Annotated in this window: 13 protein-coding genes; 8 read left to right on the top strand and 5 right to left on the bottom strand. The window is 66.9% G+C overall.

The window, feature by feature from the left end; genetic code table 11:
* Positions 1-18: 18 nt before the first annotated feature.
* Positions 19-789, bottom strand: coding sequence for a L,D-transpeptidase (locus tag AB0L70_RS06695; protein ID WP_363680769.1), 771 nt, complete (start codon positions 787-789; stop codon positions 19-21).
* A 72-nt stretch (positions 790-861) separates the two neighbouring features.
* Entirely contained in the window at positions 862-1,701 is an 840-nt protein-coding gene (locus tag AB0L70_RS06690) for a polysaccharide deacetylase family protein (RefSeq protein ID WP_363680767.1), read from the bottom strand.
* A gap of 56 nt (positions 1,702-1,757) precedes the next feature.
* On the opposite strand from AB0L70_RS06690, the gene AB0L70_RS06685 reads away from it, so the two are divergent.
* Positions 1,758-2,120: a MerR family transcriptional regulator gene (locus tag AB0L70_RS06685; protein WP_363680765.1), complete on the top strand. Its 363-nt coding sequence runs from the start codon at positions 1,758-1,760 to the stop codon at positions 2,118-2,120.
* A 59-nt stretch (positions 2,121-2,179) separates the two neighbouring features.
* Here AB0L70_RS06685 and AB0L70_RS06680 read toward each other — a convergent pair whose 3' ends face one another.
* Positions 2,180-3,028 (bottom strand): PAC2 family protein, encoded by an 849-nt coding sequence (locus AB0L70_RS06680; protein WP_363680763.1) that lies wholly within the window; start codon positions 3,026-3,028, stop codon positions 2,180-2,182.
* Positions 3,029-3,235: 207 nt separating this feature from the next.
* On the opposite strand from AB0L70_RS06680, the gene AB0L70_RS06675 reads away from it, so the two are divergent.
* From AB0L70_RS06675 to AB0L70_RS06645, 7 genes are all read left to right on the top strand, one after another.
* Positions 3,236-3,889 (top strand): HAD family phosphatase, encoded by a 654-nt coding sequence (locus AB0L70_RS06675; RefSeq protein ID WP_363680761.1) that lies wholly within the window; start codon positions 3,236-3,238, stop codon positions 3,887-3,889.
* Positions 3,890-3,956: 67 nt separating this feature from the next.
* On the top strand, positions 3,957-5,525 hold the full coding sequence (locus AB0L70_RS06670) for an ABC transporter substrate-binding protein (protein ID WP_363680759.1): 1,569 nt from the start codon (positions 3,957-3,959) through the stop codon (positions 5,523-5,525).
* A gap of 248 nt (positions 5,526-5,773) precedes the next feature.
* Entirely contained in the window at positions 5,774-6,766 is a 993-nt protein-coding gene (locus AB0L70_RS06665; protein WP_363680757.1) for an ABC transporter permease, read from the top strand.
* A gap of 53 nt (positions 6,767-6,819) precedes the next feature.
* Complete coding sequence (locus AB0L70_RS06660; protein ID WP_363680755.1) at positions 6,820-8,598, top strand: ABC transporter substrate-binding protein; 1,779 nt, start codon at positions 6,820-6,822, stop codon at positions 8,596-8,598.
* A gap of 94 nt (positions 8,599-8,692) precedes the next feature.
* On the top strand, positions 8,693-9,706 hold the full coding sequence (locus tag AB0L70_RS06655) for an ABC transporter permease (RefSeq protein ID WP_363680753.1): 1,014 nt from the start codon (positions 8,693-8,695) through the stop codon (positions 9,704-9,706).
* Between the two features lie 80 nt (positions 9,707-9,786).
* Positions 9,787-10,824, top strand: coding sequence for an ABC transporter ATP-binding protein (locus AB0L70_RS06650; RefSeq protein WP_363680916.1), 1,038 nt, complete (start codon positions 9,787-9,789; stop codon positions 10,822-10,824).
* A gap of 68 nt (positions 10,825-10,892) precedes the next feature.
* Positions 10,893-11,906, top strand: coding sequence for a dipeptide ABC transporter ATP-binding protein (locus AB0L70_RS06645; protein WP_363680914.1), 1,014 nt, complete (start codon positions 10,893-10,895; stop codon positions 11,904-11,906).
* Here AB0L70_RS06645 and AB0L70_RS06640 read toward each other — a convergent pair.
* Positions 11,899-13,074, bottom strand: coding sequence for a hypothetical protein (locus AB0L70_RS06640; RefSeq protein WP_363680751.1), 1,176 nt, complete (start codon positions 13,072-13,074; stop codon positions 11,899-11,901). The genes AB0L70_RS06645 and AB0L70_RS06640 overlap by 8 nt on opposite strands.
* Positions 13,071-13,580, bottom strand: a complete 510-nt coding sequence (locus AB0L70_RS06635; protein ID WP_363680749.1) for a SigE family RNA polymerase sigma factor — start codon at positions 13,578-13,580, stop codon at positions 13,071-13,073. The genes AB0L70_RS06640 and AB0L70_RS06635 overlap by 4 nt, the downstream gene beginning before the upstream one ends.
* Positions 13,581-13,701: the final 121 nt, after the last annotated feature.

The raw sequence follows: 13,701 nt of genomic DNA, 5'->3' as shown, positions 1-13,701 counted from the left end.
CACGTTGTCCTCAATTCTCTATTTGCTGTCGATCAGGACGAGCGTCCCGAGCGGGACCTTCTGCAGGTGGGCAAGGGCGGTCTTCGGCACCCGGACGCACCCGGCGCTGATGGCGGCGCCGAACACGTCGGGGCGGGGCCAGCCATGGATCGCGACCGTACCAGGTCCGCCACCGAACGTGTCCAGAGTGGGACTGTGCGCACCCAACGGCAGCACGATGGGGGAGGCCGACCGCTTGTTGTCGATGATGGAACCGAGCAAGAACGTCCGGCCGGGCGGCGTCGGCGTCTTCTTCGCGCCGACCCCGGCCTTCCAGACGCCGAGGCTCTTGCCCTTCAGGAACAGCTCGATCGTGCGCGAGCTGGTGTGCACGCGGATCAGGTACGACGACGTCGCGCGATCGACGTCATCGTCCGGGATCCAGCCGGTCGACCGGTTCGGCTTCGACGGCAACAGCACGCGGACCCACCCGTCGGTCTGCTCGACCACGGGCAGCCAGGTCGGGCCGAACTGGGTCGGCCCGATCTTGCCGAAGGCGTCCGCGTCGGGCGCGCTGTAGAGCGCGGTCTCGGCTCTCGGGTGGACGACCAGCCCGGCGGTGCCGGCGTACGGGGTGGTGTCGAGCGGGGCGGTGGTGATCGTGGTCGCCGTCGTGGACGCGGTGAGCGTGGTCAGGTCGACGGTCTCGCGCTTGTCCTTGTTGCCGAAGATGCCGACCACCGCGACGATCCCGAGTAGCACGAGCACAGCCAACGCCGGGATCGAGCCCCCGCCCCGCTCATTGCGCATCTGTCTGCTCCCCAGGTCCTCGACCGCACGAGAATAAACCCGCAAGTAACAACGCGCCACACCCGGTGCTGGTTACGTCGTCAGATAGTGACCGGCGATGTCGTCACTCGTCGTCAGCCAGACGTCGGGCTGCGCGGCAATGTACTCGAGGGCGAGGTCCAGGTACTTCGCCCGGAAGGGCTGCCCGATGACGAAGGGATGGAGGGCCAGCGCCATCACCCGGCCGGAGTGCTCCGAGTCTGCGCGGAGTACGTCGTACTGGTCCTTGACCATCTGGAGGAAGTCGGGGCCGGTGAGGCCGCGGAGGAAGAGGCCCAGGTCGTTGAGCTCGACGGTGTACGGGACGCTGAGCATGCCGGGGACGTTCAGGCGGTAGGGCTGGTCGTCGTTGGTCCAGTCGAGGACGTACTGGTAGCCGAGCTCGGAGAGCAGTTCGGGCGTGTGGTCGGTCTCGGTCAGGGCGGGGCCCATCCAGCCCTTCGGGTGCTTGCCGGTGGCGGTCTCGATCGTGGTGGTGATGTCGGTGAGGATCTTGCGTTCTTCCTCGGGTTCGTAGCCGGTGTGGAGGATCGAGTTGGTCGAACCGTGCGCGAGCCAGGCCCAGTCGCGTTCGACACCGGCCTTGATGATCTGAGGGTTGTGCTCGGCAACCATCGAGTTGGTGAGTGCGCTGGCCCGGATTCCGTGCCGGTCGAGGATGTCGATCGTGCGCCAGACACCGACCCGGGCGCCGTAGTCACGCCAGCCGTGGTTGAGCGGGTCCGGCGTGAGGTCGAGCGGCCAGATGCTGGTGGACGGTTCGTTCGGGACGAAGTACTCGAGGTTGAGGCCGACGTAGAAGGCGACCCGCTTGCCGTCGGGCCAGTTGAGCGTCGGGCGTTCGGTGATCGGGCTGTAGTCGAAGAGCGTCATACCGGCACGGTAAAATCTGACATCAGTGTCAGGTTCAAGTCCTCGCGGGAGATCGAATGCGCATCGGTGAACTGGCCCGTCGGACCGGGGTGAGCGAGCGATCCCTGCGGTACTACGAGCAGCAGGGCCTCCTGGTCTCGGACCGGAGCCCCGGCGGGCAACGCGAGTACGCCGAACGCGCCGTCGACCGCGTGATCCTCATCCAGGAACTGTTCGCGGCCGGATTACACAGCAAGAAGATCGCCGAGCTCCTCCCGTGCATGCGCGACCCCGACGGCGGTCCCAACGAACGCGCCACCCCGCAGCTGGTCACCGACCTGACGGCCGAACGCGACCGGATCGACCGGCTGATCGCCGACCTGTCCACCTCCCGAGCCGTCCTCGACGACGTGATCACCACGGCGGCCCGGGAGCTGTAGGTGTGGGGAGGATTTCGGCGCGAATCGGGCGCAGGATCCTCCCCGATCACCCCGTGCCGTCAGTCGCTGGGGTGGTTCTTGTTGCGGCGTCGCAGGTAGCGCTCGAACTCTGCCGCGATCGCCTCGCCGGTCGCCTCCGGAAGGTCCGCGGTGTCGCGCTGTTCCTCCAACGAGTGGACGTACTCCGCGACCTCCGGGTCCTCCTCGCTGAGCTCATCGGCTCCGCGCTGCCAGGCCCGGGCCAACTCGGGGAGTTCGCCGTCGGGAATGGGAAGGTCGAGCAGCGCCTCTACCTTGCCGAGCAACGCGAGCGACGCCTTCGGGCAGGGGGTGCCGGCGATGTAGTGGGGGATGGCGGACCAGATCGAGACCGACGGTACGCCGAGGCTGCCGCAGAGGTCGGCGAAGACGCCGGTGATGCCGGTGGGGCCTTCGTACGTCGACGGCTCGAGGCTCCAGGAGGCGGTGAGCTCCGGGTCCGACGAGCTGGCCGAGACCGGGATCGGGCGGGTGTGCGGTGAGTCCGCGAGCAACGCGCCCAGTACGACGACGATCTGTGCGTTGGACTCGTCGACGACCTCGAGGAGCTCCTGGCAGAAGCCGCGCCAGCGCATGTTCGGCTCGATGCCGCGGATCAGCAGCACGTCCCGGTCGCTGTCCTCGGGACGGGCGACGTACACCCGGGTGGTCGGCCAGGTCAGCTGCCGTACGCCGTCCTCGTCGAAGCCGACCGTCGGCCGGTTCACCTGGAAGTCGTAGTAGTCCTCGGGGTCGATCTCCGTGACGAGTTCGGCGTCCCACTCGTCGATCAGGTGGTCGACCGCCCCGGTGGCCGCCTCGGCCGCGTCGTTCCAGCCTTCGAACGCGGCGATCACGACCGGGTCCCTCAGGTTCGCGAGGTCAACCACTCGCAGGCCCCCTGTCGTCTCGTAGCCATCCCGGCGCGGTCGCCGGAAACCGGACTGCCAGCCTACGTGGTCGGACGGCGACCCGTGCCGCGTTTCACGCCGAGCGGAACGTGTCGGTGAGACCCACTTTGTCCGGACTTCGGAAGACACGGGAAAATAGGTAACGCCATCGGCGCGATCGGCGCCGGAGACACAGAGGAGCTGGAGTTGCCACCCCTGCAAGCAGTGCTGTGGGACATGGACGGGACGCTGGTCGACTCCGAGATCGTGTGGGAGCAGGTGCAGCTGCGGCTGATGGCCGAGCTCGGCGCGACCTGGACGTCGGCGGACTGCGTCGGGCTGATCGGGAGTGATCTGCGCGATGCGGTGCAGGTCTGGATGTCGCGAATCCCGGCCGGGGTGATCACCGCCGAGGAACTGGCCGAGCGGATGTTCTCCGAGGTCATCGAGTCGTTGCGCAAGCAAGTGAACTTCCAGCCGGGTGCTCTCGAGCTACTGCTGGCGCTGCGCAAGGAAGACATCCCGTGCGCGCTGGTGTCGGCGTCGTACCGGGTGATGATCGACGCCGTGCTCGGCCATCTGCCGCCCGATCCGTTCGACGTGATCGTGGCCGGCGACGAGGTGACCCTCGGCAAACCGAACCCGGAGCCGTACCTGACCGCCGCGGCGAAGCTCGGTGTGGACCCGGCGCAGTGCGTCGTGATCGAGGACTCGATCACCGGCACCCAGGCCGGTACGGCGGCCGGTGCGTACGTCGTCGCCGTACCTCAATGGGTGACGATTCCCGAGGCCCCACGCAGGCTCGTGGTCAAGTCGCTCGAGCCGCTCACCCCGGAGTCCCTGCGCGCCCTGCTCCATTGACGAGCTACCGTCACTTGGACCCCCTGGGGGGCGTTGATGGAGTAACGGGCTGGGGAAGGGTGAGAACGTGATCGAGTGGGTGCGCCGGGTTTCGGCGGCCGCAGCGGCGGGCGCGTTGGGTGTTGCGCTGGTCTCCTGCGGCGAGCCGGACGACAACGCACCGCACCAGGGGGACCCGAGCCCGAAGCTGATGATGCTGCGGCTCGCGACCACGGATCCGATCACGTCGCTCGACCCGGCCGGCCCGTACGACGTCGGTTCGCGGACCGTGCAGGCGAATCTGTACCAGACCCTGCTGACGATTCTGCCGGGCAAGCCGACGCCTGTGCCCGACGCGGCGGACTGCCAGTTCGACTCACCCACGACGTACACGTGCAGTTTGAAGGAAGGGCTGAAGTTCCCGAACGGGCACGAGCTGACGTCGTCGGACGTGAAGTTCAGCTTCGAGCGCATGCTCCGGCTGAAGACCCCGGGCGGGCTGGCCGCACTGTTCTCCCCGTTGAAGTCGGTGAGTACGCCGGACGAGCTGACCGCGGTCTTCAACCTCAAGACCCCGGACGCCCGGCTCCCGTACCTGCTGACCACGACGCCGACGTCGATCGTTGACGAGGAGTCGTACCCGGCGAACAAGCTGCTCGAGGCCAAGGCGATCGGCAGCGGGCCGTACCAGTTGTCGTCGTACAAGCCGGGCAACGAGATCACGCTCGCCAAGTTCCCGAAGTACCGCGGCTCGCGGGGCGCCCAGAACGACGGTGTCGAGATCAGCCTGGTCCGGGACTCCACCGCGCTCTACCAGACCATCACCACCGGCAAGGCCGACCTGGCCTTCCACGGCTTCGGCCCGAGCCTGCTGGACAAGCTGCGCAAATCGGACCAGGTCCAGGTGAACGAGTCCGACTATGCCGAGATCCGGTTCTTCGCCTTCCAGATGAAGTCGCTGATCGCCCGCAAGCCGGCCGTACGGCGCGCGGTCGCGCAGCTGATCGACCGCGCGGCGATCGCGAAGGTGGCGTACGGCGACCACGTGACGCCGCTGTACTCCGTCGTACCGCCGGCGTTCGGTGGGCAGGTCGACGCGTTCAAGACCGAGTACAAGCAGCCGAGCAAGGCCGCCGCGACGACCATCCTCAAGGAGGCAGGCATCGTCGTGCCGGTCCCGTTGACGGTCGGTTGGACGCCGACGCAGTACGGCGTGGGCGCCAAGGCGGAGGTGCTCGAGCTCAAGCGGCAGCTCGAGGCGTCCGGGCTGTTCAAGGTCACGTTGCGAAGCGCGGAGTGGCCGCAGTACCAGCAGGCGACCCGGGCCGGGGCCTACGACATGTCCCAGGGCGGCTGGATCCCGGAGTACCCGGATGCGGACGACTACCTGGCTCCGTTCGTCGCCACCAACGGAGCGTTGCAGTACGGCTACCGTTCGGCAGCGGCCTCGAAGCTGCTGCAGCAGGAGACCACCGAGCAGAACGGCCTGAAGCGTGACGACCTGGTCGGGCAGCTCCAGGGGGTGCTGGCCAAGGAAGCGCCGGTCATCCCGGTCTGGCAGGGGCGACTCACAGTAGTCGCGGGCAAGGATGTGGAGAACATTCCGGCCGCCGTCGACCCGCTGTCATTTCTGCATCTGTCCGCACTCCGACGGTGACATCTTTACCTTCGGCTATGACACAAAGATGCCATGACAGTAACGGTTCGCGAGGTTGCGGCGACCGTGGGTACGACCCCGTGGTTTACTGCGGATTGTCCACGATACGGGACGATTTCCACCCGATCACGATCGGGCAACGCAGCACTTTCCGCGTTTGACTCCAGCCAGTAATGGCGGCAGGTTAAGGCGGCAGCCATACCGGATTTCTGGCCGGTTCATTCGCACGAGGCAGGGGAACACATCGCGTGAGCACGCCACTCGAGGTCGAGCCCGGAGCGTCGGCGGCCAACCCCGAAGCAATTCTCCAGGGCGCCGGCAAGATCGAGGGTCGCTCTCTGTGGCAGATCTCGTGGACGCGGCTGAAGCGGGACAAGGTCGCGATCGCCGGTGGCGTCGTCGTCGCCGTACTGATTCTGGTCGCGGTCTTCGCGCCGTTGATCTGCAAGCTGGTCGGCGTCACGCCGAACGACTTCCACCAGGACCTGGTCGACGCGTCGCTGCAGACGCCGATCGGCAAGCTCGGCGGCATCAGCTGGGACCACCCGTTCGGGATCGAGCCGGTGAACGGCCGCGACATCTTCGCCCGGATCGTGTACGGCGCCCGGATCTCGCTGCTGATCGCGTTCCTGGCGACGATGCTGTCGGTGGTGATCGGTGTCGTGCTCGGCATCGTCGCGGGGTACTTCGGCGGCTGGGTCGACACGTTGATCAGCCGGCTGATGGACATCTTCCTGGCGTTCCCACTGGTGCTGTTCGCGCTGGCTCTCGTCGGCGCGATCCCGGACAAGATGCTCGGACTGCAGGGTGACGCGCTCCGGGTGGCGCTGATCGTGTTCATCATCGGCTTCTTCAGCTGGCCCTACATCGGCCGGATCATCCGCGGCCAGACGTTGTCGCTGCGCGAGCGTGAGTTCGTCGACGCGGCCCGGAGCCTCGGTGCACGGCGCCCGTACATCCTGTTCACCGAACTGCTGCCGAACCTGATCGCGCCGATCCTGGTCTACGCGACGCTGCTGATCCCGACCAACGTGCTGTTCGAGGCGGCCCTGTCCTACCTCGGCGTCGGGGTCCGGCCGCCGACGGCCAGCTGGGGCGACATGCTTTCCACCGCGGCCAACTGGTACCAGGTCGACCCGATGTACCTGGCACCGCCCGGCCTGGCGATCTTCGTGACCGTGCTCGCGTTCAACCTGTTCGGTGACGGGCTGCGCGACGCACTCGATCCACGGTCCCGATAGGTACGCATCAACCAGGGAGCCTGGCTCTCACGAATAAAGGGGTGCAACAACAGATGAGATGGAATCGCATCACGACGGCAACCGCCGTCAGTGCGGCCGTCGCCTTGAGCCTGGTGGCCTGCGGGGGACCGAAGGCGTCGTCGGGCGGGACGGGCGGCAGTGGAGACGCGACGAAGGCCGAGTACAACGCGGCCGTCGGCAAGGTCTTCAACCCGAGCGACAAAAAGGGCGGCACGCTCCGGATGGCGATCACCGAGAAGTGGGACTCCACGGATCCCGGTGACACCTACTACGGCCTGTCGTGGAACCTGATCCGCAACTACGTCCGCCCGCTGATGACGTTCAAGTCGGCCCCGGGTGCCGAGGGCGGCAAGGTCGTTCCGGACCTCGCGGAGAAGCCGGGCGAGCCCAGCGACGGTGCCAAGACCTGGACCTACCACCTGCGCAAGGGCGTCAAGTACGAGGACGGGACCGAGGTCAAGGCCAAGGACGTCATGTACGGCGTCGCCCGCTCCCTGGACAAGAACCTGCTGACGCAGGGCCCGACGTACTTCAACGACTTCCTGCTGGACGTCCCGAAGGACTTCACGGTCGCCAAGGACCCGCAGCTGAAGACGTTGGCCAAGGCAATGACCACGCCGGACGACTACACCATCGTCTTCCACCTGAACAAGCCGTTCGCGGGCTTCGACTACTTCGCCCAGCTGCCGTCGACGGCCGGCGTCCCGCAGGCCAAGGACACCGGGACGAAGTACCAGCTGCACCCGATCTCGTCGGGCCCCTACAAGTTCGAGAGCAACGACCCGAACAAGGGCTTCGCGCTGATCCGCAACGACCAGTACGACCCGGCGACTGACCCGGACTCGGGCCGCAAGGCGCTGCCGGACAAGATCACCGTCGCGTACAACGTGAACGGCGCCGACATCGACAACCGGCTGCAGGCCGGCGACCTCGACGTCGACATCGCCGGTACCGGTGTGCTGGCCGAGACCCAGGCCAAGATCCTGGGGAACGCGGACCTGAAGGCGCACGCCGACAGCGTGCTGTCCACGCGGCTGAACTTCACCGTACTGAACACCCAGGTGAAGCCGCTGGACAACCTGGACTGCCGCAAGGCGATCCTGTACGCCGCGGACCACGAGGGCTACCAGCGTGCGTACGGTGGTCCGGTCGGCGGTGACATCGCGACGAACCTGATGCCGCCGTCGGTCGTGGGCGCGCAGAAGTTCGACGACTACAACTTCGAGAAGGACAAGAACGGCAACCCGGACGAGGCGAAGAAGTCGCTGACGGCGTGCGGCATGCCGAACGGCTTCAACATCAACGTCGCCTACCGTGCGGACCGCGCCAAGGAGAAGGCGGTCGCGGAGTCGCTGCAGCAGTCGCTGGCCAAGGTCGGCATCAAGGTGACGCCGAAGGGCTTCCCGACCGGTGACTACACCAAGCTGTACGCCGGTAAGCCGGACTACGCCAAGGCGAACAACCTCGGCCTGATCGTCTACAGCTGGGGTGCGGACTGGCCGGACGGCTTCGGCTTCCTCAGCCAGATCGTCGACAGCCGCGTGATCCGCCCGGCCGGTGGTAACACCAACCTGGGCATCCGGATCCCGGAGGTCGACTCGCTGATCGACAAGGCACTGACGACGACCGACGACGCCGCCCGCAACCAGGTCTGGGTCGACGTCGACAAGAAGGTCATGGAGCAGGCAGGCGTACTGCCGGGCGTCTGGGCCAAGGGCCTGCTGTACCGGCCGGACACGCTGGCCAATGTGTTCAGCAACGACGGTCAGAACATGTACGACTACGCGAGCATCGGGCTCGCGCAGAAGTAGTTGCCTGTCGTCTCCAACAATCGCCAGCAGAGGTAGGTGAAGGCTGACGGTGGCCGGTGATCAGCGATGATCACCGGCCACCAAGCCGCGCACGGTGCTCGCATATCTGATCCGCCGGGTGATCGGGGCAGTGATCCTGCTCTTCATCGTCACGGCCGTCACGTTCTCGATCTTCTTCCTGGTACCGAGACTCGGTGGCGCGACCGCCGACGACCTGGCCGGCCGTTACGTCGGCAAGAGCGCCGGGCAGGAGCAGATCCACAACACGGCGGTCCGGCTCGGCTTCACCGACCCTCTGTATGTGCAGTACGGCCGATTCGTGAAAGGCCTCGTGGCCGGCGAGGAATACAACTACGGCAGCGGGGTCGAACACTGCCCGGCGCCGTGTTTCGGCTACTCGTTCCTGACCCAGCAGCCGGTGTGGCCGGATCTGGTCTCGCGAATACCGGTGACCGCCTCGTTGGCGGGCGGTGCGGCCTTCATCTGGCTCATCACGGGCGTCGGCACCGGCGTCGTCTCGGCGCTGAGACGTGGGTCGGTCCTGGACCGATCACTCATGTCGGTGGCGCTGGCCGGTGTCTCGCTGCCGATCTTCTTCACCGGTCTGTTGTCGCTGTCGATCTTCAGTTACGGACTCGGTTGGACCCAGCAGGGCGGTATCAATCCGCTCGACGAGACCAACCCGGTGTGGTGGGCCTACGACCTGCTGCTGCCCTGGATCACGCTGGCCTTCCTGTACGCCGCGGCGTACGCGCGACTCACCCGGGCCGGCATGCTCGAAACCATGAACGAGGACTACGTCCGGACCGCGCGGGCCAAGGGCCTGACCGAGCGGGACGTGGTGATCAAGCACGGGCTGCGGTCCGCGCTGACGCCGATCCTGACGATCTTCGGCCTCGACCTCGGTCTGCTGATGGGTGGCGCGATCCTCACCGAAACGACGTTCTCGCTACCGGGCATCGGTCAGTACGCCGTCATCGCGCTGCGGGCCAACGACCTGCCGAAGGTGCTCGGCGTGACGCTGGTAGCCGCGTTCTTCATCGTGTTCGCGAACCTGATCGTCGATCTCTTGTACGCCGTCGTCGACCCGAGAGTGCGGATCTCGTGACCGAGTCTGAAGACCTGAGCCTGCCGCAGGACACCGTGCAGGAGGACACCGTTCAGCGGGACCCCGCGCAACGGGAGACCGTGCAGCGGGTTCCCCGCGGCGAGGCGTTCCTCGACGTCCGCGACCTGCGCGTGCACTTCCCGACCGACGACGGTGTGGTGAAGTCCGTCGACGGGATCTCGTTCAAGCTCGAGCGCGGCAAGACCCTCGGCATCGTGGGGGAGTCGGGCTCGGGCAAGAGCGTGACGAGCCTGTCGATCATGGGCCTGCACCCGCCGGGTGTCGCCCGGATCAGTGGCGAGATCTTCCTGGACGGACAGGACCTGGTCTCGTCGTCGCGCGAAGAGGTCCGGTTGCTGCGCGGCAAGCGGATGGCGATGATCTTCCAGGACCCGCTGTCGGCGATGCACCCGTTCTACACGGTCGGGCACCAGATCATCGAGGCGTACCGGGTGCACAACCAGGTCAGCAAGCAGGTCGCGCGCAAGCACGCGATCGAGATGCTCGACCGGGTCGGCATCCCGCAGCCCGACCGGCGGGTGGACGCCTACCCGCACCAGTTCTCCGGCGGTATGCGGCAGCGCGCGATGATCGCGATGGCGCTGTCGTGTGACCCCGACCTGCTGATCGCGGACGAGCCGACGACCGCGCTCGACGTGACCGTGCAGGCGCAGATCCTGGACCTGATCCGGGACCTGCAGCGCGAGTTCAACTCCGCCGTCATCATCATCACCCACGACCTCGGCGTGGTCGCCGAGCTCGCCGACGACATCCAGGTGATGTACGCCGGCCGCGCGGCCGAGTACGGCACCGCGGAGGAGATCTTCGACGACCCGCAGCACCCGTACACCTGGGGTCTGCTCGGCTCGATGCCGCGGATCGACCGTGAGCGCAGCGAGCGGCTGATCCCGATCAAGGGCACCCCGCCGAGCCTGATCAACGTCCCGAACGGCTGTGCGTTCAACCCGCGCTGCAACTACGCGCACCTGAACGGCGGCGCCAGCGAGACGGATCGGCCGGAGCTGCTCGACACCGGGAACGGCCACATGGTCGCCTGCCATCTCTCCCCGCAGGATCGCCAGCACGCGTGGGAGACCGACATCAAGCCGAAGCTGTGAACGGGACGACGCCAGTGACAACTCCAGGGACCACCGCTGACACCGAACCGACGCCTGTCGTCCCGAAGCTGGGCGAGGAGATCCTGTCGGTCGACGGACTCGTCAAACACTTCCCGATTCGCAAGGGCGTCATGCAGCGCCAGGTCGGCGCGGTACAGGCGGTCGACGGCCTGACCTTCAACGTGACCCGCGGCGAGACGTTGTCGCTGGTCGGTGAGTCAGGCTGCGGCAAGACCACGACCGGCCGGCTGCTGACCCGGCTGCTCGAGCCCACGTCCGGCACGATCCAGTTCGAGGGCCGCGACATCAGCCACCTGCGCGAGGGCCAGATGCGCCCGTTGCGTCGCGACGTACAGATGATCTTCCAGGACCCGTACGGTTCGCTGAACCCGCGGCACACGGTCGGCAAGATCGTCGGCGCGCCGTTCAAGCTGCAGAACGTGAAGACCGAGCACGGCGTGAAGAAGGCTGTGCAGGAGTTGCTCGAGCTGGTCGGCCTGAGCCCGGAGCACTACAACCGCTACCCGCACGAGTTCTCCGGCGGACAGCGGCAGCGCATCGGCATCGCCCGTACGCTCGCACTGCGGCCGAAGCTGATCGTCGCCGACGAGCCGGTGTCGGCGCTGGACGTGTCGATCCAGGCCCAGGTCGTGAACCTGCTGGAGGACCTCCAGAGCGAGTTCGACCTGACGTACGTGATGATCGCGCACGACCTGTCCGTCGTACGGCATGTCTCGGACCGGGTCGCCGTGATGTACCTGGGCAAGATCGTCGAGCTGGCCAACCGCGTCGATCTCTACGAGACGCCGATGCACCCGTACACGGTCGCGTTGCTGTCGGCGGTCCCGGTGCCGGACACCAAGCGCAAGGGCAAGCAGGAGCGGATCCGGCTGCAGGGCGACGTCCCGAGCCCGATCAACCCGCCGCCCGCGTGTCGCTTCCACACCCGGTGCTGGAAGGCTCAGGACATCTGCAAGACCACCGAGCCGCCGCTGGTCGAGCTCGCCCCTGGTCACCAGACCGCCTGCCACTTCCCAGAGAACCAGCCTGGCGGCAAGCCCTCCGAGGCCGTTCTCAGTTGAAGTACTGAATGATCGGCGTTCCCAGCGGTACGGCGAACGGCGTCGTGATCGGCGGGGTCTTGTCGAACGTGTAGGTGGAGAAGGCCTCGGCACTGACCTCGCAGGTCAGGGCCGTGGCCGAGCAGGTGAGCAGGTCGACCGGCGAGTTCTTGCCGGGTCGGAGCCCGACCGCCGTGAAGGTGGTGTCGTTGAGCCACTGGCTGAAGATCAGGCGTGGATGGTCGGGGTGCCGCAACGCGAGCCTGGCGCCTGTCTTCGCGGCGTACAGGTCGAGCGCGGCGGCCCCGGGCTCGCCGTACATGTTGTCGGCGGGACCCGCGACCACGTAGCCGCCGCTGGGTGAGAGGTAGCCCTGCCGGCCCGGGAACGCGCGGCCGGCGGTGTCTTTCGGGGACGGCCCGAGCAGCAGCCTGGTGACCTTTTGTGGATGCTGCGCGGGATCCACGTAGAGGTACTGACCGGACGAGACTCCCCGCACTGCGTTGGGAAGCCCTTCGGCGGCGATGAAGGTGTTCTTCCCGGTGCTGGTATCCCAGCGGTAGAGGCCGTTGATGGCGCCCAGATAGACGGCGTCGCCGTCGATGGCGGGGATCCGCGGACCCATCACCAGGTCGAGCATCGGTCCACGCTTGTTGCCGAGCGCCGTACGGACGACCTCGCGGCCGGCGGCTACGTCGTAGACGACCGACTGACTCTCCTTCGTGCCGTCCTCGACCCAGGCGACCAGATTGCCGTGATTGCCGGCCGTCAGGCGCCACGCGCTCTTGCCGAGCGGACGGACGCCCGACCGGTCCGCCACGTAGATCTCGTTCTGGTCCTCGGTGAGGAAGACGAATCCCGCATCGGTCTGGACGAAGGCACCGACCTTGTGCGGCGCCACGGAGATGATGTCGGGCCCGAAGTGGATCTCGCCGCCGATGGCGTACGTGGCCCGGCGTTCGGTGAAGGGAAGTGGGGTCGCCGGGGCCGGGCGATCGTCGACCCGCCGGGCGATCGAGAGTCCGCCCGTGATGCCCGCCGCGGTGACCACGGCACCGCCGAGGATCGCGGTGACACGGCGACGGCCGATCCGACGATCGCCTGCCGAGACGATTCCGTCCAGATCGAGGGCAGGCGGTTCGGCGCCGTCCGCGCGCTCGGTGAGCGTGTCCTTGAGCAAGTCATTCATTCCGTCATCCCTGCCTTCCCGACGATCAGTACGACGTCGTCACCCAGCCGTGCGCGCAGTTTCTTCAGAGCATCCGAGACCTGGCTCTTCACGGTCCCGACACTGCAGCCGAGGACCTCGGCGGTCTGTGGCTCGGTCATGTCCTCGTAGTACCGCAGCACCAGCGCCGCGCGTTGCCGCGGCGGCAGTTGCTGAAGCTCGTGCCACAACCAGATCCGCGCGGTCGCGTCATCCGCGTCCGCCGGCCGATCGGGTACGTCGTCATTCGGGCGCTCGGCCCGCCACGACTTACGCCGCCACCAGGAGATCGCGGTCGTCGTGATCACCCGACGGGTGTAGGCCTCGGCGTTGTTGGGATCCCGTAGGCGACGCCAAGCGACGTACGTCTTGACCAGGGCTTCCTGGACCAGGTCCTCCGCCAGACCCCGCTCACCGGCCAACAGGTAGGCGTACCGATAGAGCGCCCCGTGCCGGCTGGTAGCGAACTCGGCGAACCCGTCGGCCATCTGACCCCCTCATCTCGATCTACCCACCTTGATGTAACGACGCCGCCAAATGGTTGGGTTGTTGCACCCAGCTGTGTTCGGACGGCCGGCAGGTACCTGGTTGCTGCGGTGAGATCACAGC

The sequence above is a fragment of the Kribbella sp. NPDC051952 genome (assembly GCF_040680855.1).
Taxonomy (GTDB): Bacteria; Actinomycetota; Actinomycetes; order Propionibacteriales; family Kribbellaceae; genus Kribbella.
This window is presented reverse-complemented; position numbering and strand designations above follow the sequence as displayed.

Excerpts from the sequence above, each read along its gene's own strand:
- AB0L70_RS06640 (WP_363680751.1), bottom strand. The coding sequence starts at position 13,074 with ATGAATGACTTGCTCAAGGACACGCTCACCGAGCGCGCGGACGGCGCC.
- AB0L70_RS06690 (WP_363680767.1), bottom strand. The coding sequence starts at position 1,701 with ATGACGCTCTTCGACTACAGCCCGATCACCGAACGCCCGACGCTCAAC.
- AB0L70_RS06660 (WP_363680755.1), top strand. The coding sequence starts at position 6,820 with ATGAGATGGAATCGCATCACGACGGCAACCGCCGTCAGTGCGGCCGTC.
- AB0L70_RS06695 (WP_363680769.1), bottom strand. The coding sequence starts at position 789 with ATGCGCAATGAGCGGGGCGGGGGCTCGATCCCGGCGTTGGCTGTGCTC.
- AB0L70_RS06635 (WP_363680749.1), bottom strand. The coding sequence starts at position 13,580 with ATGGCCGACGGGTTCGCCGAGTTCGCTACCAGCCGGCACGGGGCGCTC.
- AB0L70_RS06685 (WP_363680765.1), top strand. The coding sequence starts at position 1,758 with ATGCGCATCGGTGAACTGGCCCGTCGGACCGGGGTGAGCGAGCGATCC.